General features: G+C 32.6%; 23 protein-coding genes. 15 read left to right on the top strand and 8 right to left on the bottom strand.

The features are described 5' to 3' along the window. Positions 1 to 2: 2 nt before the first annotated feature. Together cysM and WN975_RS02050 are read left to right on the top strand one after the other, a co-directional pair. Entirely contained in the window at positions 3 to 890 is an 888-nt protein-coding gene (gene cysM / locus WN975_RS02055; RefSeq protein WP_337964986.1) for a cysteine synthase CysM, read from the top strand. Between the two features lie 140 nt (positions 891 to 1,030). Beyond that, positions 1,031 to 2,017 (top strand): aldo/keto reductase, encoded by a 987-nt coding sequence (locus tag WN975_RS02050; RefSeq protein WP_337964985.1) that lies wholly within the window; start codon positions 1,031 to 1,033, stop codon positions 2,015 to 2,017. A gap of 105 nt (positions 2,018 to 2,122) precedes the next feature. On the opposite strand, the gene WN975_RS02045 is transcribed toward WN975_RS02050, so the two are convergent. Further along, positions 2,123 to 3,232, bottom strand: a complete 1,110-nt coding sequence (locus tag WN975_RS02045) for a HAMP domain-containing sensor histidine kinase (RefSeq protein WP_337964984.1) — start codon at positions 3,230 to 3,232, stop codon at positions 2,123 to 2,125. A 100-nt stretch (positions 3,233 to 3,332) separates the two neighbouring features. Between WN975_RS02045 and rlmD the strand changes: the two genes are divergently transcribed. From rlmD to WN975_RS02030, 3 genes are read left to right on the top strand one after another with little or no spacing between them, the layout of a single operon-like run. After that, positions 3,333 to 4,745: a 23S rRNA (uracil(1939)-C(5))-methyltransferase RlmD gene (gene rlmD, locus WN975_RS02040; RefSeq protein ID WP_337964983.1), complete on the top strand. Its 1,413-nt coding sequence runs from the start codon at positions 3,333 to 3,335 to the stop codon at positions 4,743 to 4,745. 13 nt (positions 4,746 to 4,758) lie between these two features. Next, positions 4,759 to 5,325, top strand: coding sequence for a DUF6452 family protein (locus WN975_RS02035; protein WP_337964982.1), 567 nt, complete (start codon positions 4,759 to 4,761; stop codon positions 5,323 to 5,325). Beyond that, complete coding sequence (locus WN975_RS02030) at positions 5,297 to 6,133, top strand: DUF6048 family protein (protein WP_337964981.1); 837 nt, start codon at positions 5,297 to 5,299, stop codon at positions 6,131 to 6,133. Before WN975_RS02035 ends, WN975_RS02030 begins: the two co-directional genes overlap by 29 nt. Before the next feature lie 76 nt (positions 6,134 to 6,209). On the opposite strand, the gene WN975_RS02025 is transcribed toward WN975_RS02030, so the two are convergent. From WN975_RS02025 to WN975_RS02015, 3 genes are all read right to left on the bottom strand, one after another. Next, entirely contained in the window at positions 6,210 to 6,902 is a 693-nt protein-coding gene (locus WN975_RS02025; protein WP_337964980.1) for an aspartate/glutamate racemase family protein, read from the bottom strand. Positions 6,903 to 6,921: 19 nt separating this feature from the next. Next, positions 6,922 to 7,158 (bottom strand): hypothetical protein, encoded by a 237-nt coding sequence (locus tag WN975_RS02020; RefSeq protein ID WP_337964979.1) that lies wholly within the window; start codon positions 7,156 to 7,158, stop codon positions 6,922 to 6,924. A 194-nt stretch (positions 7,159 to 7,352) separates the two neighbouring features. Continuing rightward, positions 7,353 to 8,516: a THUMP domain-containing protein gene (locus WN975_RS02015; RefSeq protein ID WP_337964978.1), complete on the bottom strand. Its 1,164-nt coding sequence runs from the start codon at positions 8,514 to 8,516 to the stop codon at positions 7,353 to 7,355. Between the two features lie 132 nt (positions 8,517 to 8,648). On the opposite strand from WN975_RS02015, the gene WN975_RS02010 reads away from it, so the two are divergent. Both WN975_RS02010 and WN975_RS02005 read left to right on the top strand, forming a co-directional pair. Then, positions 8,649 to 9,413, top strand: a complete 765-nt coding sequence (locus tag WN975_RS02010) for a class I SAM-dependent methyltransferase (RefSeq protein WP_099711607.1) — start codon at positions 8,649 to 8,651, stop codon at positions 9,411 to 9,413. 85 nt (positions 9,414 to 9,498) lie between these two features. After that, positions 9,499 to 10,167 carry a ZIP family metal transporter gene (locus tag WN975_RS02005; RefSeq protein ID WP_337964977.1) on the top strand — a complete coding sequence of 223 codons (669 nt, stop codon included), beginning with the start codon at positions 9,499 to 9,501 and terminating at the stop codon, positions 10,165 to 10,167. Positions 10,168 to 10,404: 237 nt separating this feature from the next. On the opposite strand, the gene WN975_RS02000 is transcribed toward WN975_RS02005, so the two are convergent. The 3 genes from WN975_RS02000 to WN975_RS01990 form a co-directional block, all read right to left on the bottom strand. Beyond that, the gene (locus WN975_RS02000; protein ID WP_337964976.1) at positions 10,405 to 12,789 is read right to left on the bottom strand and encodes a TonB-dependent receptor; all 2,385 of its coding nucleotides are present in this window, start codon (positions 12,787 to 12,789) and stop codon (positions 10,405 to 10,407) included. Between the two features lie 154 nt (positions 12,790 to 12,943). Next, positions 12,944 to 14,086, bottom strand: coding sequence for an AraC family transcriptional regulator (locus WN975_RS01995; RefSeq protein ID WP_337964975.1), 1,143 nt, complete (start codon positions 14,084 to 14,086; stop codon positions 12,944 to 12,946). 100 nt (positions 14,087 to 14,186) lie between these two features. Next, positions 14,187 to 15,332, bottom strand: coding sequence for a helix-turn-helix transcriptional regulator (locus WN975_RS01990; RefSeq protein WP_337964974.1), 1,146 nt, complete (start codon positions 15,330 to 15,332; stop codon positions 14,187 to 14,189). 104 nt (positions 15,333 to 15,436) lie between these two features. Here WN975_RS01990 and murQ point away from each other — a divergent pair, with 104 nt between their 5' ends. The 8 genes from murQ to WN975_RS01950 all read left to right on the top strand — a co-directional run bounded on the left by murQ (position 15,437) and on the right by WN975_RS01950 (position 21,728). Further along, on the top strand, positions 15,437 to 16,249 hold the full coding sequence (murQ, locus tag WN975_RS01985) for an N-acetylmuramic acid 6-phosphate etherase (RefSeq protein ID WP_337964973.1): 813 nt from the start codon (positions 15,437 to 15,439) through the stop codon (positions 16,247 to 16,249). Between the two features lie 227 nt (positions 16,250 to 16,476). Further along, on the top strand, positions 16,477 to 16,698 hold the full coding sequence (locus WN975_RS01980) for a DUF6095 family protein (protein WP_099712824.1): 222 nt from the start codon (positions 16,477 to 16,479) through the stop codon (positions 16,696 to 16,698). A gap of 73 nt (positions 16,699 to 16,771) precedes the next feature. Next, entirely contained in the window at positions 16,772 to 17,344 is a 573-nt protein-coding gene (locus WN975_RS01975; RefSeq protein ID WP_337964972.1) for a pentapeptide repeat-containing protein, read from the top strand. 77 nt (positions 17,345 to 17,421) lie between these two features. Beyond that, positions 17,422 to 17,997: a DUF1572 family protein gene (locus tag WN975_RS01970; protein WP_337964971.1), complete on the top strand. Its 576-nt coding sequence runs from the start codon at positions 17,422 to 17,424 to the stop codon at positions 17,995 to 17,997. Between the two features lie 31 nt (positions 17,998 to 18,028). Next, positions 18,029 to 18,493: a hypothetical protein gene (locus WN975_RS01965; protein WP_337964970.1), complete on the top strand. Its 465-nt coding sequence runs from the start codon at positions 18,029 to 18,031 to the stop codon at positions 18,491 to 18,493. Positions 18,494 to 18,645: 152 nt separating this feature from the next. Then, complete coding sequence (locus WN975_RS01960) at positions 18,646 to 19,017, top strand: DNA topoisomerase IV (protein ID WP_337964969.1); 372 nt, start codon at positions 18,646 to 18,648, stop codon at positions 19,015 to 19,017. Positions 19,018 to 19,179: 162 nt separating this feature from the next. Beyond that, entirely contained in the window at positions 19,180 to 21,099 is a 1,920-nt protein-coding gene (locus tag WN975_RS01955) for a DUF294 nucleotidyltransferase-like domain-containing protein (RefSeq protein ID WP_337964968.1), read from the top strand. A 2-nt stretch (positions 21,100 to 21,101) separates the two neighbouring features. Next, the gene (locus WN975_RS01950) at positions 21,102 to 21,728 is read left to right on the top strand and encodes a 3'-5' exonuclease (protein ID WP_337964967.1); all 627 of its coding nucleotides are present in this window, start codon (positions 21,102 to 21,104) and stop codon (positions 21,726 to 21,728) included. Positions 21,729 to 21,736: 8 nt separating this feature from the next. On the opposite strand, the gene WN975_RS01945 is transcribed toward WN975_RS01950, so the two are convergent. Then, positions 21,737 to 22,069: a hypothetical protein gene (locus WN975_RS01945; protein ID WP_337964966.1), complete on the bottom strand. Its 333-nt coding sequence runs from the start codon at positions 22,067 to 22,069 to the stop codon at positions 21,737 to 21,739. Positions 22,070 to 22,152 lie beyond the last annotated feature (83 nt).

The raw sequence follows: 22,152 nt of genomic DNA, 5'->3' as shown, positions 1-22,152 counted from the left end.
AAATGGGTCCACAGAAATTGCTTAACCTAATTGGAAATACTCCATTGATGGAAACTGTCAATTTGGTTAAAAATAAAAACGTAAAACTTTTACTGAAGCTTGAAGGAAATAATCCTGGCGGAAGTGTAAAAGACAGAGCTGCATATAACATGATCGCTTCGGCACTTGAAAGAGGCGATATCAAAAAAGGAGATAAACTAATTGAAGCTACAAGTGGCAACACGGGAATTGCTCTGGCAATGATTGCTCAATTGTTTCAAATAGAAATAGAATTGGTTCTGCCGGAAGATTCTACAAAAGAGCGTACTCAAACAATGCGTGCTTATGGCGCTACAGTAATTTTAACGCCTGCTAGCGAAGGAATTATTGGTTCGAGGGATTATGCCGACAAAAAGGTTGCAGAAGGCGGTTATATCATGCTAAATCAGTTTGCAAATGATGACAACTGGAAAGCACATTATAAAACCACTGGTCCTGAAATCTGGAATGACACTGACGGAACGGTTACACACTTTGTTTCGGCAATGGGAACGACAGGAACAATCATTGGAACTTCGACTTATTTAAAAGAAAAAAATCCTGCAATTCAAATTGTTGGCGCGCAACCAAGTGACGGATCTCAAATCCCGGGAATCCGCAAATGGCCACAGGAATATTTACCTAAAATTTTTGATGCTTCAAAAGTTGATACCGTGATAGACGTAAGCGAAGATGATGCCAGAGAGATGACTAAAAGATTAGCACTCGAAGAAGGTGTTTTTGCCGGAATGAGCAGCGGTGGTTCAGTAGCCGTAGCCCTTAAAATTGCCGAACAATTAGAATCCGGTGTTATCGTTGCCGTTATCTGCGATCGCGGTGATCGTTATTTATCTTCGGATTTATTTGACTAGAGGAAGGGACAAAGGTTCAGAGGTTCAGAGGTACAAAGACTTTTGTAACTCTAAAAAAGACGCACTGCTGTGCGCCTCTACGAGAAAAACCTTTGCACCTTTGCACCTCTGAACCTTTTTTAAACCTTTAAAAGAAAAAAATGCTCTATAGAAAACTAGGAAAAACAAACTTCAATATATCTGAAATATCACTTGGCACTTGGCAAGTTGGCGGAAAATGGGGATCTGCGTTTGACAATAAAACCGCAGACGAACTTTTGAATACGGCAATTGACAATGGCGTCAATTTTATCGATACTGCCGATGTTTACGAAAATGGATTAAGCGAAACTGCTGTTGGAAGAGTTGTTCGTTCGCGATCTGAACGTATTTATGTTGCTACAAAATGCGGCCGACATATTAACCCGCATGTTAGTGAAGGTTATCAGCCAAAAGTACTTCAGAAATTTATTGAAGACAGTTTAAAACGAATGAAATTAGAAACGCTCGATTTGATTCAGTTGCACTGTCCTCCTACTGAAGTTTTTTATCGTCCTGAGATTTTCGAACTTTTCGACCGATTAAAAGAACAAGGTAAAATCCAGAATCTTGGTGTTAGTGTTGAGAAAGTTGAAGAAGCTTTAAAAGCAATTGAATATTCGAATGTAACAACGGTTCAGATTATTTTCAATTTATTCCGTCAGCGTCCTTCTCAATTATTTTTCTCTGAAGCCAGAAAGAAAGATATCGGAATCATTGCGAGAGTTCCTTTAGCAAGTGGACTTTTAACAGGTAAATTTGATGCGAAAACTACTTTTGACGCTCAAGATCACCGAAATTTCAATAGAAATGGTGACGCTTTTGATAAAGGCGAAACTTTTTCTGGTATCGATTATGAATTAGGTTTAAAAGCGGTAGAAAAACTAAAAGCATTATTTCCGGAAACAACAAATCTTGCTCCAATTGCGCTTCAGTGGATTTTGAGTTTTCAAGATATCAGTTGTATTATTCCAGGTGCTTCAAAAGAAAGTCACGTTTTATCGAATTTATCTCTTTATGATTTACCAAAATTAACTCCTGAGAAAATCGCAGCCATGAATGCTATTTACGAAGAATATATAAAACCTTCTGTACATCATCTATGGTAGTTCTAAGATACTGAGGTTCTGAGATACTAAGTTACTAAGTTTTAAGTCTGATTGAAAAATACCTCAGAACCTTAGAACCTTAGTATCTCAGAACCTTAAAAAAAACTATACTTCGAACTCGATTTTAAATTCGGCGCCTTTATTTTTTCCTTCGCTTGTAGCGCTTAATTTACCTTTGTTTCTTTCGATAATTTTCTTACATAAATACAATCCAATTCCGGTAGACAATTCATTTGCAGTTCCTAAACGGCTCATTTTCGTGAATTTCTTGAACAATTCATCAATCTGAGTTTTATCGAAACCAATTCCTTTATCGGCAACTGTGATAATCAAATTTGAATTTTGGATAAACATTCGAACTTTAATCTCGCTGTCAAAATAAGAGAACTTAATAGCGTTGCTTATTAAATTCACTAAAACCTGAACCAATAAACCTTCGTCGATTTTAAGTTTTGCTTCGACTAATTCTAAGCTTAAACTTAATTTAATATTTTTATCCAATAAACGTTGCTCAAGCTGTTCGTTTATAAAAGGCAAAATATTAGGGAATACAATATTCTTTGGATCATGATTTACTTTGACGATCTGATCTTGTTCTTTTAGAAGTTTTATAAAATTTTCGATGTATCGGAATTGCAAATTTGTCGACTCACAAATTAATTCTGCCAGATGTTTAATAGAATCTGATGGTTCTTCGCTCAAAATTAATTGCGCCAAACCTTGCGGATTTCCGGCAAAGTTCTTCAAATCATGAGAAAGCATATAAATCAAATCTTGTTTTTCGTTTATAAAACTTTCTGATTCATAGATTGATTCCTGAATATTACACATCAACAATCCGGCTTCATCTGAATATTCTGTTGGTAAGACAGATAATTGTCTGTTATTTCTATAATCGTCTAAAGATTTTGAAGCTAAAACAATTGGTTTAATTAACTGATTTAAAACTAAAAGCGTCACTAAAGTCGCCAATAAAGTCATTATCAAAGCAAAAATTAAAATAGAAATTGGAGAAATAGTATGGTTTGAAAAAGTCACAAAAAACAAAATGCCAATCAAGGGAATATGTATACCTATAAAAGCAACAAATAGGAATTTAAACACATAACTTTTCTTAAGAAAGCCAATTTGTGAAAGATTATGATACAACTTCATAAAAATAATAACAATACTATAAGTTAACAATGTAGCATTTGGGGTTATTGCTGTAAACAAAGTTAGTTTTTAAACTTGATAAAACTAGTAATTTGAAGAATTTGATAAAATATTTTGAAATTTAAATTTATAAAAGTTTACAAACCCTTATTTTTGCGCTATGGGAAGAAAAAATACAGACAAAGTTGTCTTTCATCAAATTCAAGTTCTTGATGCTGGAGCAAAAGGAGTATCAGTAGCTAAGGCTCCTGACGGTAAAGTAATCTTTATTCCGAATGTTGTTCCGGGTGATGTAGTTGACGTACAAACTTTCAAAAAAAGAAAAGCCTATTATGAAGGCAAAGCCGTAAAATTTCACGAATTTTCAGAACATCGTATTGAACCAATATGCGATCATTTTGGAGTTTGTGGAGGATGTAAATGGCAAAATATGAAATACAGCCAACAGTTGTATTACAAACAAAATGAAGTAAAAAACCATTTGCAACGTATAGGAAAGGTAGAACTTCCTGAATTTGAAACTATTTTAGGTTCGGAAAAACAATTTTTCTATAGAAACAAAATGGAGTTTTCGTTTTCTAACAGCCGTTGGTTAACCGAAAAAGAAATTGAAAGCACAGAAGATTTAGGAAACAGAAATGCGTTAGGATTTCACATTCCTAAAATGTGGGATAAAATTCTGGACATCAACAAATGTCATTTACAAGAAGATCCTTCAAATGCAATCAGAAATGAAATCAGAGCTTTTGCAAACGAGCATAATTTAGCTTTCTTTAATCCTAGAGAACATTCTGGATTATTGAGAACTTTGATGATTCGTACAGCTTCAACTGGCGAAATTATGGTTTTGATTCAGTTTTTCGAAAATGATAAAAAGAACCGCGAGTTGGTTTTAGATCATATTTACGAGAAATTTCCGCAAATTACTTCATTACAATATGTTGTAAATGCAAAACAAAACGATACAATCTACGATCAGGATATCAAACTATATAAAGGCAGAGATTATATTCTGGAAGAAATGGAAGGTTTAAAATTCAGCATCAATGCTAAATCTTTTTACCAAACCAACTCTGATCAAGCATACGAATTATACAAAATAACACGTGATTATGCGGGATTAACCGGAGAAGAAACTGTTTACGATTTATATACAGGAACCGGAACTATCGCGCAATTTGTTTCTAAAAAAGCAAAAAAAGTAATTGGTGTAGAAAGTGTTCCTGAAGCAATTCTGGATGCTAAAGCAAATGCTGAACGCAATAATATAACGAATTGTGAGTTTTTTGTAGGAGACATGAAAGTCGTTTTTAACGAAGCTTTTATCGCTCAACACGGAAAACCCGACGTTATTATTACAGATCCACCAAGAGACGGAATGCATAAAGACGTTATTGATCAAATCTTGAAAATTGCTCCTAAAAAAGTAGTTTATGTAAGTTGTAATTCTGCAACACAAGCACGTGATTTAGCTTTAATGGATGAGAAATACAAGGTAACACGTGTGAGACCGGTTGATATGTTTCCGCAAACGCATCACGTTGAAAATGTTGTACTTTTAGAACTTAGATAACAAAAAACTATAAATGAAAAAAATAGTCGCTTTTCTATTACTCTTTACTTTTGGCTTATCAAGCTGTGAGAAAGATGATATTTGTGATCCTAATACACCCACTACTCCCCGATTGGTAATATCATTTTTTGATAATGCCGATGCAAATTTAGCTAGAAAAGTAGTTAATTTAAAAGTAGTTGGAAAAGATAAAGAAGGAAAAGATTTGCCTACCGGAATTGTGTTTAATCCAACTAGCACAACAGATACGAAGTATTATGCAAATGGTACTTCAATTTCGATTCCGTTACAGACAAATGAAAATTCTACTACTTATAGTTTTATTTATAATGCTGCAAGTACAGATCCTACTTTGACTAATACAGATATAATAAAATTTGACTATACTCACAAAGATGTATATGTATCGAGAGCATGTGGTTTTAAAACTCTTTTTACATTAAATCCTTTTGTTACGGCACCTCCATCACAACCTTTTCTACTAGATCCGGGAACAGACGGAGCCTGGATGAGAGTAATTAATGTAGAACAATATAACATTGAATCTGAAAATGAGACACACATTAAAATATACTTTTAGTTTTTGCCTTTTGTTTTCAATGTTTTTGGTTCAGGCACAAGAAGTACCTGCTACAGCAACCAAAGAAATTGTTCAGGAAAAGCCAAAACTAAAATCAAAAACAGAACCTGCGAAACCAGCTAAACCTGCGATTCAGGAAACTAAAACCGATAGTATTCCAAAAACAGATCGTTATGGTTTGCGCGTTGGTGTTGATTTATATAAATTAACCCGCGGTTTTTATGACAAAGATTATAAAGGTGTTGAATTTGTGGGAGATTTTCGCTTGACGAAAAAATATTATCTTGCAGCTGAACTTGGTTTTGAAGATAAAACCACTGATGATGACAGATTAAACTCAACAGCAACGGGAACTTACATAAAAGGAGGTTTTGACTACAATACGTATCAAAACTGGCTTGACATGGAAAACCTTATTACAATAGGTTTACGTGGTGGTTTTAGTAGTTTTAGTCAACAATTAAATAGTTACAAAATCTACAACGCTAATCCGTATTGGGGAGAACAACCTGCGATTGTTTCCGGCGAAAAATACAACGGTTTAACAGCTGGATGGCTGGAAGTCGCATTAGGAATAAAAGCAAAAGTGTTCAACAATGTATTCGTTGGTTTTGGAGTTCAGCTAAAACTTTTGGTTATGAACAACAAACCAAGCGGTTTTGACAATCTTTACATTCCTGGTTTTAACAGAACTTATGACGGAAATTTTGGAGTAGGATTCAATTATACTGTTTCTTACTTTATACCTTTATACAAGAAAAAAGTAATTGTACCAGAAACTGTAAAAGAAATTCCTAAAAAGAAATAATTAGATTTTCTTCTAAAATAAAAAAAGCCCCAAATTTAAAATTTGGGGCTTTTTTATATGTATATAATTAATTTTCTTAAGACAATTGAAAAGCTATTGCAGCATTTGAATGTATTAAAGTAGTATCAAAAATTGGAACTGAAACATCTTCCGGTTTTATAACCAAAGGAAGTTCTGTACAACCCAGAATAATTCCTTCTGCACCATTTTCTATTAATTCATTTGAAATCCTCAGAATACGTTTTTTAGTTTCATCGGTAACAATACCTTTTCCTAACTCTTCGAAGATTGCAGTGTGAAGAAAATCTCTATCGTCACTATTTTCCGGAATAATTGCTTCAATGCCTTTATTGATTAATTTGTTTTTAAAAAAATCAAGTTCCATTGTAAACTTAGTTCCCAATAATGCTACTTTTTTAAGATTTTGCTTCTCAATTTCAATAGCAGTTTCTGTTGCGATATGAATAACAGGCAAATCAATTGCTGCTTCCAATTTATCAGCAATAAGATGCATTGTATTGGCGCATAAAACAATTGCTTCTGCTCCACCCGATTTTAAGAATTGACAACCTTTAAAAAGCATTTCAAAAGTACGATCCCAATCATTGGCATCATTATTCTTTTTGATTTCGGCATAATTGAACGAATAAATCAAACATTCTGAGAAGTTAAGTCCTCCCATTTTCTCGTTGACACCTTCATTTATAAGTTTGTAATAATCTGCTGTAGAAACCCAGCTAATTCCGCCTATAAGTCCAATTATCTTCATACAAAAATCATTTTTTTAGTTACCCTATTTCTCTAATTCCTTTTATAAAAATCCATTTCATAAACAACTTCTCGCCATCTTTGGTTCTTACCGCCTGAAATTTAGGCGAAATCAATGTCGCCACTATAAATGCCGTCACCGGAATCCAAAGACCTGTTAATTGAGTATATGTTGCAACCACGAATCTCCCTGCAATAAACAAAATTGCGAAACATCCTAATTGGTATAAAAAAGCTCTTACTTGTAGTTTTGACATTTTTTTTCTTTTTAAGGTTCAGAGTTACAAAGGTTCAAAGGAACAAAGTTTTTCGCTTTGCTCTTTTGAACCTCTTACTCTTTTATTATTCGTTAAACTGTAGATTTATCATTTTTTTCAGAATCAAAATTACGCAGTTTCAAAATCACAAGGTATTTCTCTTTGTTCCTTTGAACCTTTGCCCCTTTGTACCTTTATTCATTAACCTGAAATTTCGTTCTCTTACTACCTTCGTACATTTCGTATTTTACCAAACGTGCTTCAAGGCTTGCGTTAAAAAGTTTGATTTTTCTTGACGGTTTTAGTCCCACAAATTTCAAGGCTTCAAGATTAGCGGTAATAAACCAAGCGTTTGTTCCCGGGTAACTTTTCTTTAAAGTATCTCCAATATTTTTGTAGAATTCTTCCATATGAATATCCAAACGCTCATCATAAGGCGGATTAAAAACCATATGAAGCTTTCCTTCTACTTCTTTTTCTGTATCGAAAAAGTTGTTTTCAGAAATTGTAACATAATCCTCTAGATTGGCATTTCTAATATTATCTTTGGCTTTATTTACAGCACTTGGCGCTTTATCAAAACCTTTTATAGTATAGTGGAATTCTTTTGTTTTTTTCATCAAACTATTTACAATCTGATCGAATAAATCATTATCCCAATCTTTCCATTTTTCGAATGCAAATTCTTTTCTGTTGATATTTGCCGGAATATTACAAGCAATCATCGCAGCTTCTGCAAGGAAAGTTCCTGAACCACACATTGGATCCAAAAAGTGACTTTGTCCTTCCCAACCCGATAATAATAAGATTCCCGCAGCCAAAACTTCGTTGATTGGTGCAATATTAGTTGCCGTTCTGTAACCACGTTGATGTAATGAATTTCCTGAAGTATCTAATGCAACCGAAACCTGATCTTTGTCAATATGAATATTAATTCTCAAATCTGGAAACGCTTTATCAATACTTGGACGCTGCCCAGTTCTTTCTCTAAATTGATCTACAATTGCATCTTTACATTTTTGAGAAACAAACTCTGAGTGATTAAAATAAGTCGAATGTACCGTCGCATCAATTACAAAAGTCTGGTTTGCGTTTAATAATTTAGACCAGTTAACGCCCGAAATTCCTTTGTATAAAGCTTGTTCATTATTGGCTCTGAACGAGTAAATAGGTTTTAAAACTTTAAGAGCAGTACGCAAAGACAAATTGGCTTTATACATAAAACCTTTATCACCTTTAAAGCTCACCATTCTCACTCCTTTTTCGACATCCTGAGCGCCAAGAGCACGCAATTCATTCTCTAATATTTCTTCAAAACCAAAAAAACATTTGGCAATCATTCTAAAATTTTCTTCCATCTTTATTTTTGTATTAAAAAAAACTCCGATCGCAAACACACATCTGATTATTCAGGTATCGTCACGAAATAGTTATTTTTCGGCAAAAATACACTAAATTTGCGGTACTTTGAATTAATTGAAATAGAATAAATGTCTGAAGCACCAAACTCATCAACACCAAATCAGGAACGTAACACTCAAAACTGGTTCACATCATGGTTTGATACTCCGTATTATCACATTCTTTATAAAGACCGAAATTACAGAGAAGCGCAGATTTTTATGGATAATCTTACGCATTATCTAAACCTTCCCGAAAAAGCAAAAGTACTTGACTTAGCTTGCGGAAAAGGACGTCATTCGATTTACTTAAACCAATTAGGTTTTAACGTTTTAGGCGCTGATTTGTCTGAAAATAGTATCGCCGAAGCCAGCAAAAACAGCAACGAAACCCTGCATTTTAAAGTGCACGATATGCGCGAGCCATTCGAAGAAAAATTTGATGCTATTTTTAATTTGTTTACCAGTTTCGGATATTTCGAAAGTGATGACGACAACTTAACAACCCTAAAAGCAATCAAAGAAAGCTTGTCTGAATATGGTTTTGCCGTAATTGATTTCATGAATGTAAATCAGGTAATCGAAACTTTAGTGCCGGAAGAAGTAAAAACCGTTGAAGGAATTGATTTTAAAATTAAAAGATATGTTGAAGACGGACATATTTTTAAAGAAATAGACTTTGAAGATCAAGGCCAAACCTATCATTTTACCGAAAAAGTAAAAGCCCTGACATTAAAAGACTTTGAAGAATTAATGGCCGAAGCCGGTATTTTTCTGCTCGATATTTTTGGAGACTACAAACTAAAAAAGTTTCACAAACTAGAAAGCGAACGATTAATCATGATTTTTAAGTAACTGGTAAATCGTTAAATTGTTTAACCGTTTTACCGATTAAACAAATCAACGATTAAACAATTAAAAAACGATTAAACAATAAAAAATGAGTTATTTATTACCCTTAATTTCTGTACTTTTAGGATATATTGTGGCTTTGTTTTTAAAACCTAAAAACAAAACCAATCTAAAATTATTATTAGCATTTAGCGGTTCATTTTTACTATCGTTAACCGTAATGCATTTATTGCCGGAAGTTTACGAATCACACAATCACAATATTGGTTTATTTATTATGGCTGGAATTTTGTTCCAGATCATATTAGAATTTTTCTCAAAAGGAGCCGAACATGGGCACGTTCACGGACATGCACAAATGTCTCAAATTCCTTGGTTACTTTTTATCAGCTTGTGTATTCACGCCTTTTTAGAAGGTTTTCCCGTAAGTCATCACCACGATTTAGCAGTAGGAATTGCGATTCATCACTTGCCAATTGCCGTGATTCTAACCACTTTTTTCATCAATGCAAATCTGGACAAAAAAGCCATTTTTGTGTTCATGCTTACCTTTGCAATCATGACGCCTTTGGGCACAATTGCCTCCGAATATTTACCTTTTCTAAACGAATATTATACCCAAATAACAGCAATCGTAATTGGAATTTTATTCCATATTTCATCAACTATTATTTTTGAAAGCAGCGAAGGACATAAATTCAATATTGCCAAAGTTTCAATGATAGTTCTAGGAATTTTATTGGCATTTTTATTATAATTTGGGCGTGACCCTATCCCGATAAGAGGGCAAATTTACTTTACGGTTATTCGCCCTCTCACCGGGATACGGTCGGGCTATCCATACTACTTCGGTAGTCTACTCCTATCCCTCACGCAAAAAACAAGAACTTATCGTTAAAAAAATACCTAACAGATTGAAAAAACCTGTCAGGATACTATATAGACAAAGTAAAATTCCAGAATTATCTAATTTTCTAATTGACAAATTATCTAATTATCTAGCTCTGTTTTTCTCTTCTTCATTTCCAGAAGTACGTTGGTTAACATTGATTTTTTTGTTTCCAAAATTATAAACTACAGATACACGCGCAAATCGGTTACTTTCATTTTGGCTATAAACCTGTTTCACGCCATTTACAATCGAAACATCATCTTTTAAGTAAGACGTATTAAAAATATCATTTAATAGAAAAGCTATTTGCAATGATTTGTTTAACAGATCTTGTTTATAACCAATATTCAAACTCGACACATAACCCGTTGCATACAAACCACTTTTGTAAGGAGAAGTATAAGTAAAATCTACTTGCAATTTTGATGTTTTTCCTAATGAAAATGTATTGTTTGTAGAAAAATCGACTTCAAAACCATTTGCCGGAGTTGCATTTATATCTTTTATAAACTTAATATTAGATCCTAAAAAATAAATTGAGTTCTCGCTTTCCCACCAATCTGCAAAACTTACCGAATACGTTTCTCCAATTCCATAATTAATACCTTTAAAATAATTATCTCTCGACACAACTTGCGTAAGCGTTTCTGGATTTGCAGTAAATATTACGCCATAACCATCCGTAATTGAATTTAAGAAAAGACTTGTTCTCAATATTTTTTTATAAGAATGCACAAACTCAAAATTGTCACTAAAAGAAGGTTTCAAAAACGGATTTCCTTCAGAATAACTATTACTGCTGATATAAACTCTAAACGGATTCAATAAAGAAAAACCTGGTCTGCGGATTCTCTTTCCGTAGTTTAAGCTAAAATTATTATCTTCATTTCTCTTGTAAGAAGCATAACACGTTGGAAATAATTTAAAATAATTGTTTACCGTTTCCTGATTTAAAGTTTCCGAAAAACCATTTGTTTGTGTGTTTTCTAATCTCAATCCCAATTGAAAATCCCATTTTTCATTGATTTTTTTATTTCCGCTAATATAAACCGCCTGATTGTATTCGGTGTATTTAAATTTATTCGTTTGGTTAGGATCTAAAACCGGAGTTCCTGTAATCGTATTAAAAAATAAGACATCACTTTTACTGGTTGTAAAACTCACTTTTGCGCCATAAGATAAGTTCAACGCTTCAAGCGGATGATCCATATCTGCCTTGAAACTCAAATTATCAATATTCTGATTAGAAAAATTTCGCGCCGATTGATTTACATCAACAAAAGTTCCATCAGCATCATAATTGTTCGCAAGAAAATTTCTGTCAAATTTTGAATCATAATTAAAGTAATCCACATCAAAAGATAATTTACGATTTAGAGAATCAAGTTTAGTAATCAAATGTAGATTATAAGTTTCATTGCCTACTTTTCTGTCCAAAAAGCTTTTATTGATTATGTAACTTTCTAATTGATTTTGAGCATCATAATTATTGATTCTAATATCTGAGTCAAAATTCGGATTGCTTCTGTCTCTTAAAATTTGAAAACCAATACTTGTTCTTTCCGAAAGATCGTAATCCAAAGCCATTTTTCCAGATAAGTTTTCCTGATTATATTTTGTCGTTACATCCATTTTCGTAGGACCTTCGGCAAAATACATATCAAGCGTTTCTTTAATATTACTATAACCCGTTTTTCCGTTAATACTTGCCGAAAATCGGAACTTGTTTTTATTGTAAAAGAAATTATTTCTCAAATTATAAATCCCGTATTTGTTTTGATCGTATGAAGCTGTAGTTGTGTTTTTCCAGGAATCTCTAACTCCTTTTTTCATAATAATATTGATTAATCCGCCAGTTCCTTCAGCTTCATATTTCGAAGAAGGATTACTGATAATTTCGATATTTTTAATATCACTTGCCGAAATAGATTTCAGATAATTATTCAGTTCTTCACCCGTTAATTCGATCATTCTTCCGTCGATCATTACACGAGAAGCACCTTTTCCCAAAATATTAATAACATCATTTTGTACCGCAACTCCCGGCGCTGTATTTATCGCACTCAAAGCATCGCCTCCAACATTTGTTACATTATTTTCAAGATTATAAACCAAACGATCCGTTTTTTGTTCAATCATATTTCTTTTAGATTGAATAACAACTTCGCCCAAATTCGTCACATTTTCTTTTAAAGTAATCAAACCTAAATTGATGTCTTTTTCTATCGTAATATCTTTCTCAAATTCAGAATATCCAATCGGGTTTATTTTTACTTTACAGAATCCTTTACTTAGCATCAATTCAAAACTTCCGTCTTCTTTTGTTGTAGTTCCTGTTATAATTTTTCCTTCTTGATTTAAGATTACAACATCTGCCCAGGCAACCGGAGCTTTTTCATCAGCAATTTTTCCATTTAATTTAAAGGTTGTTTGCGCTAAACAAAAAAGAGGCAATAGTAAAAAAATAAAGAGGTTAACTTTTTTCATAATTTCTAATTTTAAACTTGTTCGATTAATTTGAAGCAAAGTTGCCTTAGAAATGTTGCGTACGCGACCGACAAAAAAAAGTCGAACCAATTTCTACTTAGGAAATTGGTTCGACTTTATTAGACATGAAGTACGACTTTTTACAAATCGCTAATTATGAAGCGTTTCGGTAAGCTGTAGGCGTTAAATTTGTATATTTTTTAAACGAAGTATTAAATGATGATTTTGAATTAAAACCTACTTCGTACAGAATTTCTAAAACTGTCAAATCACTTTTTAGAGGATTTTTTAAAATACTCATTGCTTTTTGAATACGATATTCATTTACAAAATCAAAAAAATGCTGATTTATATGATGATTAATCAAAACGGATAAATCCCGAACCGGAATTTCAATTTGATTGGAGAGTTCCTGAATCGTAAGCGATGGATCCAGAAAAGGTTCTTTTTCGATCATATATTGTTTTAGTGCCGAAATTTGCGCCGAAATTATCTCGTTTTTAGGATCGTTTATTTCGATAACATTTACTTTCGGAAGAATATCTCTCGCTAATTCCAATTTTGAATCAATTCCTCTAAAAAGTTCGGGATGATTCAAAGCTTTTAACACAAACCAACACGTTACGATTAGCGCCCAAAATTGCATGAAAACATTTGCCCAAATCCACAACGATTCAAAAGGAGTAAATCTTAAAACATTCTTAGCTATCGAGAAATAATATAAAGTAAATAATACTGCCGCGATTTGAAATAACCATTTAAAAATAGAAGTTTTAGGATTCGTATAATTTTCCTGATATATTTCTTTATATTTTTTTAAAACTGAAAATGTTGCAATACTATAAATTATGATTTGTAAGGCCAGCATAAACTGGAAACTGTAAAACTCTGGCATTTGACTTCGATGGTCATAAAATTGCATTTTATCTGCATCACTTAAAAAATAAAGTCTGAATACAAAAACGATATTTATGATTAGAAATGGAATTGCATGAACTAAATGCTTAGGTTTTAATCGAAAATCAGTAAAACAAACCGATACTATATATAGGTAGAAAACAGGAAGTGTGAAAGCACAAGTCGTCCATCTGAAAAATTCCAAATTGAAATTTGCTTTAACGAAACTCTCGCTTATAAAAATTCCGGTATTGTCAATTGCAAAAAACAGCAAGTATAAAGCAAATAATCTGTTTGCCAGTTTATTTTGGGTTTTTACAGTGACTAAAAAGAATGCCAGTAATAGTGATACAAAAACTGACATCCAGCCCATAACACTCAAAAAACTATCTATATTCATTAATTTTTTTGATTATTAAACAAATATAATATTTTAGTTCCTTTAACCCGAATTCATAAAGGCAAGTATCACAACAAAAAATGCTCTTGAAATTTTAGTATTATGAAGCGTTTCTATAAGCTGTAGGCGTGAGATTTGTGTGTTTTTTGAAGGAAGTATTGAACGATGATTTAGAATTAAAACCTACTTCGTATAAGATTTCTAAAACGGTCAGATTGTTTTTTACTGGATTCTTTAAAATACCCATCGCTTTTTGAATGCGATATTCATTTACAAAATCAAAAAAATGCTGGTTCATATGATGATTAATCAAAACGGATAAATCACGAACCGGAACATTAAATTGATTCGCCAATTCCTGAATAGTAAGCGACGGATCAAGATATGGTTCTTTCTCTGTCATATAATTTTTCAATGCTGAAATTTGAGCCGAAACAGCTTCATCCTGATTGATTTCTACTTCAATTGTCTCTTTATTTTCTATAGGCAAAAAGTCTTTTGTCAATTGCAAATTAGAATTGATTCCTCTAAAAAGCTCCGGATGATTTAGTGCTTTCATTACAAACCAGCAAATTACGCACAAAGCCATTATTACCATAAGAACATTTCCCCAAAGAAAAGCATCTCTTGAAGTTGTATAACGCATTAGATTTTTAATTGCCGTAATAGAATGCATTACTGCAAAAACACAATTCATTTGAAAAAGCCAATTATAGGTTGAAGTGCTTGGATTGGTATAATTTTCGAGATAAATTTTTCTGTATTTTTTTAAAATTATAAATATAGTCACAATATAAAACCAATACTGAAACTCAATTAGAATCTGAAAAAAAAGCACTTCAGACATTTTATTATAATTTGCTATAAACAACTCTTTTGCAATTCCGGATTCTAAATAAAATCTGGGCATGAAAACTAAATTCATTACGATAAAAGGAAGCGTATAAAGTAAATGTTTCCATTTTAATCGAAAATCTGAATAACAAGCTGCCAAAACATAAAGATAAATCAAAGGCATTTCGAGCAAACAAGTTGTAGATCTCAAAATCTCTAAATCCACAAATTGCTGAGGAAATGTGTAGTCTAAAAGTCCGCTGAAATCAATTGCCGAAAGAATAATAAAGCTGGCAAATAATCGGTTTGCCAATTTATTCTCTGTTTTTACTGTGAGTAAAAAAAGTGCCAAAAGCAGCGAAACAAAAACAGCAATGCGAGCAACGCTATCCATAAAAACTAATCTATCCATTTATCGTTTAATATTTCTCAAATATAATATTTTAGTTCTTTTAAAAAGGTTCTAAAAATTGTGATAAAAAGATTAATTTTGGGCAAGAGTAATTATACGAAAAAATGACCTTTACAAAGACCACAGAACAAGCTTCAAAATACGAACATTTAGAAAAAATGTCAGTTCATGAATTGCTTATTAATATCAACGAGGAAGACAAAACTGTTCCTGACGCTGTCCAAAAAGCGATACCACAAATTGAAACTTTAGTGGCTCAGGTTGTTGATAAATTAAAAATAGGGGGACGATTGTTTTATATCGGCGCAGGAACATCAGGGCGTTTAGGCGTTGTTGATGCATCTGAATGTCCTCCTACTTTTGGAGTTCCTTTTGACTTGGTAAACGGAATTATTGCAGGTGGCGACACTGCGATTCGCCGTGCTGTAGAAAATGCCGAAGACAATGCAACGCAAGCCTGGATTGATTTGCAAGCCAATAATATTGGTCCAAATGATGTCGTAATTGGTATTGCAGCTTCCGGAACTACACCTTATGTTATTGGTGGTTTAGAAACCTGTAATCAAAATAATATTGTTACGGGATGTATTACTAACAATGCGGGAAGTCCTTTGGCACTTACAGCAAAATTTCCAGTTGAAGTCGTTGTTGGACCTGAATTTATTACCGGAAGTTCCAGAATGAAAGCAGGAACGGCTCAAAAATTAGTTCTGAATATGATCTCAACTGCTGCAATGATTCAGCTTGGGAAAGTAAAAGGTAATAAAATGGTTGACATGCAGTTAAGCAATGTCAAATTGGTTGATAGAGGTGTAAAAATGATTATGGGAGAAATTCCGGTTTCATATGAAGAAGCTTCTGAATTATTAAAAAAATACGGCAGCGTGAGAAATGCTGTTGATAATTATAACAAATAAAAGAGGTTTTGGTGAGATGTGAGTTAACCGCAAAGAGGCAAAGGTTTTACGCAAAGTTCGCTAAGCTTATTGTTCAATCTTTGTCTAAGCACGCAAAGTCTCTCGAGCAATCTTTGTCAAAGTTTTAAACTTTGACAAAGATAAGATCGCAAAGTTTTCACTTGAAACTAAAAAAACCTGAAACTTGAAACTCTAAGAACCTGAAACCTTTCAAACAAAAAACAAAAATGGCAACAAATAAAGAATTATTAGGAAAAGGAATTAAATATTTATCAGGTTCATTGCCATTATTATTTATTGGGCCTTCGTTAATTTATAATGCTTTTATGAATCAACATACAAACTGGCATTATTTGGTTTTAGGAATCGGAATTGTGGCTTGTTTAAGCGCTATGTTTTTAATTTTCTACGGATTGAAAATTATCATGAAAGGTATATTTAATGACTAAACTTAGTCTTTTAAGTAAACCCGACCATATTTAATCCAATCTTCAAATAAAACTCTTTTTTATCCAACCTAATATGGAAAGTCTAATTCACATTCAAAAAACCTTCGAAAAAGTCGCTTATATTGACAAAAAAATAAACAATCGTGAGTTTGAAGATTGTGTTTTTAAAAACTGTGATTTATCCAATAGTAATTTTGCTTATAATACTTTTTTAGACTGTGAATTTATCGATTGCAATCTTTCGATGACAAGTTTGTTTAGCACAAGTTTGAAGAATGTTAGTTTCAAAAACTGTAAACTTCTTGGAATTGCTTTTAACGAATGTGACGATTTCTTATTTCAGGTTTATTTTGAAGAATGTACTTTGGATTATGCTATTTTTTCGAATAAAAAAATGCCGAAAACCAAGTTCATCAATTGTTCCGTAAGAGAAGTTACCTTTATAGGAACCAACTTAACGAGTTCGGTTTTTGATAATTGTAATTTAGAAGGAGCCATTTTTAATGATACTCAATTGTCGGCTGTTAATTTTAAAACTGCATACAATTACAAAATTGATCCGGAATTTAATCCGATGAAAAAAGCACAATTTTCTAATGATGGAATTGTTGGGCTTTTAGATAAATACGACATTAAAATTGTCTAAAAAACTTCAGCACTAATATTTTTTTTAAAAGTGCTATGAATTCTGTTTAGCTGTAAATTCAACGAAATTATATAAGTATGGATGCAAGTACTTCTTATTTAGAAAGCGTTAAAAAGCAATTTTTATATTATAAAATGTTAGGCGAAAAAGCTATGGATCAATTAGAACCAGAACAGCTTTTTGTAGCAATTAATGATGATACAAATAGTATTGCAACAATTATAAAGCACATTTCGGGTAATATGTTGTCGCGCTGGACAGATTTTCTAACATCTGATGGTGAAAAAGAATGGCGCAATCGTGATGCCGAATTTGAAAATGATTTACAATCAAAAGAGGAAGTTACAGAAGTTTGGAACAAAGGCTGGGATGTTTTTCTTGATGCTTTGAATAGTTTAAAACCGGAACAACTTTCTGATATTATATATATTCGTAACGAAGGTCATACGGTTATAGAAGCTATTAATCGTCAATTGGCACATTATCCTTATCATGTTGGGCAAATTGTTTTTTATGCCAAACAATTAAAAAACAGCAGTTGGGATAGTTTATCGATTCCGAAGAATAAATCAGGAAATTATAATGCTGAAAAATTTGCCAAGGAAAAAGAAATCAAGAACTTTACCGATGACGAATTGAAGAGATTGAAGTAACAATTGTTATATTTATTCGAGAACTATAATTATGAAAGACGACAAAAAAGAAACACATCATTTCTTGCCTAGCGGAGAATGGGAAGGATTTTATTGTTATTCTAATTCGCCTCACCAACACAAAATGTCGATTGAATTGAGTTTTGCAAATTCTATTATTTCCGGTTCGGGAATTGATGATGTTGCACCGTTTCGATGGAATGGTTCTTATAATTTGGAACAGTTTAAGCTTAAAATGGTCAAAACCTATTCAACGCACATTATTAATTATGCTGGAGATATTGACGAGAATGGCATTTGGGGACTTTGGGACAATCCTGAAGATTTGAGTTTTTTTGCTGATATTTCGGCAAACATTCTTCGACAAGCGCAAGCGATGGCAAAAGGAGGTTTTCATATCTGGCCTAAAGCAGTAAAAAGCGAATCTAAAGAGGAAGTTAGAGAAGAAGTAAAAGAATCTAAAAAATTAAAAGAGTTTTATATTCAGAAAATTTAAAACTTAATAAATCAAAATAACACAATTGGTGCTTGCTTAACGCAAACATTTTAGCCCCGATGGGAGGGAAAATCCTTTTGCTTTTTTCTTTAAAAAGCAAAAGATTGGAAGGAACAGCGGGAAATAGCTCCTAAAAAAACAACTTATTTAAAATGAAAAAAATAATATTCTTATTACCATTCTTGGCTTTAATATCTTGCTACGATGCAGAACACAATTGCAAGGATTTTAAAAATGGAAAGTTCAAATTTGAATTTGAAGTGAATGGTGTCAAAAAAACAACTGTTTTTGAACGTAAAGACAATATTGAAATCGAAACTTTTGACGGAAAAACTGATACTTCGACAGTGCGTTGGGTAAGTGATTGTGAATATATTTTGCAGAAGAAACATCCGAAAAATATGGCTGAGGAAAAAGCAATCAGCATGAAAATTTTAACGACTTCTAAAGATTCTTATACTTTTGAATTTGGAATGGTTGGTTCTGATCAAAAGCAGCGCGGAACGGTTCATAAAGTTGAATAAACTAGAAAAAGTCTCAAATTTGAGACTTTTTTTTTATCCCCAATTGAGAAAAAACCTTTGCATCTCTGCTCCTTTGCATCTTTGTCCCTTTTAATAAAAAACTTAGCAGTGTTTCTTTTACATTTCTATTTTAAATCTTACATTAGAACCTAAATCTAACGCATGAAAAATACAATTTCGCATAGAGTTGCTGACTTTCTAAAAGACTTTCCGCCTTTTAGTTTTTTGCATCAAAAGGACTTAGAAAAGTTATCTGAACAAATTTCTATTGTTTACAAAGACAAAGACGCCGTTATATTTGCCGAAAATGATAAAACGCATGATTCTTTTTACGTTGTTCATAAAGGTGCTGTAGCACTGAAAAAAAATCAGAAAAACAATGTTCTCGACATGTGTGATGAAGGTGATATTTTTGGATTGCGTCCGCTTTTGGCACAAGAAAATTATATCATGGAAGCTGTTGCTTATGAAGAAAGCATCTTGTACGCGATTCCTATTGCTGTTTTTAAACCTTATGCCTTAGAAAATAGAACTGTTGGTAATTTCCTTATCGAAAGTTACGCTTCAAATACTCGAAATCCATATTCTGATATTCATAAAGATAAATTGTATGGCGATGATTTGGTTCATGAACATTTGCATTCTAACAGAGATTCATTTGATTTACAGCCTATAAAATATTCGAAGAAAATTGTCACTTGCAGTCCGTCTACAACTGCCAAAGACGTTGCCAAGATCATGAATAAAAATAAGGTTGGGGCCATCTTAATTGTTGACGAAATGCTGCCAATTGGTATTATTACGGATAAAGATTTACGAAATAAAATCGTAACCGGTGATTTTTCGATCCTGACAACGGCAGAAACCATTATGACAAAACCAGTTATTACGTATCCCAAAAAAATGACGGTTACTGAAGCGCAAATGGCAATGATGAAAAGTAATATTAGCTATTTATGTCTGACAAAAGACGGAACCATAAATACTAAAGCTGTCGGGATTTTGTCTAAACATGATGTTATGGTAGCTTTGGGAAATAATCCTGCCGTTTTAATAAAGGCTTTAAAAAGAGCCAAAAAACCTAAGGAAATTAAACCTATTCGAGCCCGAATAATGCAATTGCTTCAGGGATATTTAGATCAAAACATTCCGATGACTTTGATTTCTAAAATTATAACAGAACTTAATGAAGCTTGCACTACGCGTGTTATCGAAATTTGCCTCGGAAAAATGAGTAGTCCGCCACCGGTAAAATTTGCCTGGCTGGCTCTTGGAAGTCAAGGCCGAAGCGAGCAAATGCTGCATACGGATCAGGATAATGCTATTGTGTACGAGAATGTATCTGATGTTTTTAGAGAGGAAACAAAAGTCTATTTTTCGAAATTTGCTTCTTTAGTAAACAAGGGTTTATTTGATATTGGTTACGATTATTGCCCTGCCGAAATGATGGCTTCGAATCCTAAATGGTGTATGAGTCTTGATGAATGGAAAAGCAAAGTACATCATTGGATTACAAATCCGGGGAAAAATGAAGTTTTACTATCTTTTATTTTCTTCGATTATAGTGTAACTTATGGTGATACTGAAATTACAAGTCAACTTTCTGATTATATTTTTGAGAATGTTAAAGCAAACCCTATTTTCTATGTTCATTTAGTGAGCGGCGCTTTGCAAAGTCCTTCTCCTACTGGCTTTTTCAGACAGTTTTTAGTAGAACAAGATGGTGCCAACAAAGATAATTTTGACATTAAAAGAAGAGCTTTAATGCCTCTGACTGATGCTGCTCGCGTTTTGATTCTGTCGCATTCTGTAAAAGGTATAAGTAATACTGCAGAACGTTTTGAAAAATTGGCAGAACTAGAACCTAATAATAGAGATCTGTATTTGTCTTGTTCTTATTCTTTTAAAGCTTTATTGAAGTTTAGAACTAAACAAGGACTTTTGCATAATGATTCCGGACAATTTATTGCTTTGGAATCTTTGTCTAAAATGGAAAAGATAAAACTAAAAAGAACTTTTAAAACCATAAAAGAACTTCAGGAATTGATTAGCGTAAGGTTCAATATTTCAAACGTAGTATAGATATGAGTTTATTTAGTTTTTGGAAAAAAGAAGAAGATATATTCGATGAAAATATTACAATTGAAGAAACTCGATTTGTAGTTTTAGATACTGAAACTACCGGATTTGATTACGATAATGACCGAATTTTGTGTATTGGTGCATTGGTACTTCAAAACGGGATAATCTCAATTCAGAATAGTTTTGAAGTTTATCTTGAACAAGATCATTACGATAAATCTACGGCTCAGATTCATGGTATTTTAAAGGCTTTTGTAATTCAGCGTCCTTCTGAGTTAGAAGCTTTACAGCAATTCTTAGCTTTTTTGGGAGATTCTGTAATCATTGCACATCATACTGTTTTTGATGTTACGATGATCAATAAAGCTCTCGAGAGAAATGGTTTGCCTGAATTAACCAATCAGCGTTTAGATACTGCTATTTTATACAAAAGAACCTTAATTAAATCGCATTTATTTGAGCGAAAGGATCATTATAATTTAGACGATCTTGCCGATAAATTTGATATTTCTAAAAAAGATCGACATACTGCTTTAGGTGATGCTTATATTACTGCAATTGCTTTTTTAAAAATCGTAAGCAAATTAAAAGAGAAAAAAGAGATTAATTTAAATGCTTTGTTCAAATAAAAAGCCTTTTAATTATGGCTAAAATCACTCTCTTTTGTAAATAAATAAAGTCTATTATATTTTAAGCTTTTTTGCGAAAATTTCCCAAGGGAATCTGGTTTACGATATATCTTTTTCGTGACATAATCTTCTTTTTTTAAGATGATTTTGTATGCCGAATTTGAGTTTATTCCCAAACAAAAATATCCAGTACTATCTGTTTTGGTCTTATTCCCGTTGATATCAACATCAACATTCTGAATGGGTTTCTCTGTATCATAATCATATACATGTCCATTAAAATTATGACTTTTTGTACAACTGGAAAATAGTAATATTATAAAAAGGATGTTGATTTTCATTCTTAATCTTTTATTTGCGATTTTATATTGAGCTTCTTTGTTAGAAACATCTAAAAAACAAATATAGAATTGGAATCCTCCAT

This window comes from uncultured Flavobacterium sp. (assembly GCF_951805225.1).
GTDB lineage: Bacteria > Bacteroidota > Bacteroidia > Flavobacteriales > Flavobacteriaceae > Flavobacterium.
The sequence above is the reverse complement of the archived record's forward strand: the minus strand, read 5'-3'. Positions and strand labels throughout refer to the sequence as shown.

What these genes read in the sequence shown, in the direction of transcription:
- rlmD (WP_337964983.1), top strand. Translation starts at nt 3,333, where the DNA reads ATGGGAAGAAAAAATACAGACAAAGTTGTCTTTCATCAAATTCAAGTT.
- WN975_RS01975 (WP_337964972.1), top strand. Translation starts at nt 16,772, where the DNA reads ATGGAAAGTCTAATTCACATTCAAAAAACCTTCGAAAAAGTCGCTTAT.
- WN975_RS02005 (WP_337964977.1), top strand. Translation starts at nt 9,499, where the DNA reads ATGAGTTATTTATTACCCTTAATTTCTGTACTTTTAGGATATATTGTG.
- WN975_RS01945 (WP_337964966.1), bottom strand. Translation starts at nt 22,069, where the DNA reads ATGAAAATCAACATCCTTTTTATAATATTACTATTTTCCAGTTGTACA.
- WN975_RS02030 (WP_337964981.1), top strand. Translation starts at nt 5,297, where the DNA reads ATGAGACACACATTAAAATATACTTTTAGTTTTTGCCTTTTGTTTTCA.
- WN975_RS01950 (WP_337964967.1), top strand. Translation starts at nt 21,102, where the DNA reads ATGAGTTTATTTAGTTTTTGGAAAAAAGAAGAAGATATATTCGATGAA.
- WN975_RS01995 (WP_337964975.1), bottom strand. Translation starts at nt 14,086, where the DNA reads ATGAATATAGATAGTTTTTTGAGTGTTATGGGCTGGATGTCAGTTTTT.
- WN975_RS01965 (WP_337964970.1), top strand. Translation starts at nt 18,029, where the DNA reads ATGAAAGACGACAAAAAAGAAACACATCATTTCTTGCCTAGCGGAGAA.
- cysM (WP_337964986.1), top strand. Translation starts at nt 3, where the DNA reads ATGGGTCCACAGAAATTGCTTAACCTAATTGGAAATACTCCATTGATG.
- WN975_RS01980 (WP_099712824.1), top strand. Translation starts at nt 16,477, where the DNA reads ATGGCAACAAATAAAGAATTATTAGGAAAAGGAATTAAATATTTATCA.
- WN975_RS01955 (WP_337964968.1), top strand. Translation starts at nt 19,180, where the DNA reads ATGAAAAATACAATTTCGCATAGAGTTGCTGACTTTCTAAAAGACTTT.
- WN975_RS02015 (WP_337964978.1), bottom strand. Translation starts at nt 8,516, where the DNA reads ATGGAAGAAAATTTTAGAATGATTGCCAAATGTTTTTTTGGTTTTGAA.
- WN975_RS02025 (WP_337964980.1), bottom strand. Translation starts at nt 6,902, where the DNA reads ATGAAGATAATTGGACTTATAGGCGGAATTAGCTGGGTTTCTACAGCA.
- WN975_RS02000 (WP_337964976.1), bottom strand. Translation starts at nt 12,789, where the DNA reads ATGAAAAAAGTTAACCTCTTTATTTTTTTACTATTGCCTCTTTTTTGT.
- WN975_RS02010 (WP_099711607.1), top strand. Translation starts at nt 8,649, where the DNA reads ATGTCTGAAGCACCAAACTCATCAACACCAAATCAGGAACGTAACACT.
- WN975_RS02050 (WP_337964985.1), top strand. Translation starts at nt 1,031, where the DNA reads ATGCTCTATAGAAAACTAGGAAAAACAAACTTCAATATATCTGAAATA.
- WN975_RS01960 (WP_337964969.1), top strand. Translation starts at nt 18,646, where the DNA reads ATGAAAAAAATAATATTCTTATTACCATTCTTGGCTTTAATATCTTGC.
- WN975_RS02020 (WP_337964979.1), bottom strand. Translation starts at nt 7,158, where the DNA reads ATGTCAAAACTACAAGTAAGAGCTTTTTTATACCAATTAGGATGTTTC.
- murQ (WP_337964973.1), top strand. Translation starts at nt 15,437, where the DNA reads ATGACCTTTACAAAGACCACAGAACAAGCTTCAAAATACGAACATTTA.
- WN975_RS01990 (WP_337964974.1), bottom strand. Translation starts at nt 15,332, where the DNA reads ATGGATAGATTAGTTTTTATGGATAGCGTTGCTCGCATTGCTGTTTTT.
- WN975_RS01970 (WP_337964971.1), top strand. Translation starts at nt 17,422, where the DNA reads ATGGATGCAAGTACTTCTTATTTAGAAAGCGTTAAAAAGCAATTTTTA.
- WN975_RS02035 (WP_337964982.1), top strand. Translation starts at nt 4,759, where the DNA reads ATGAAAAAAATAGTCGCTTTTCTATTACTCTTTACTTTTGGCTTATCA.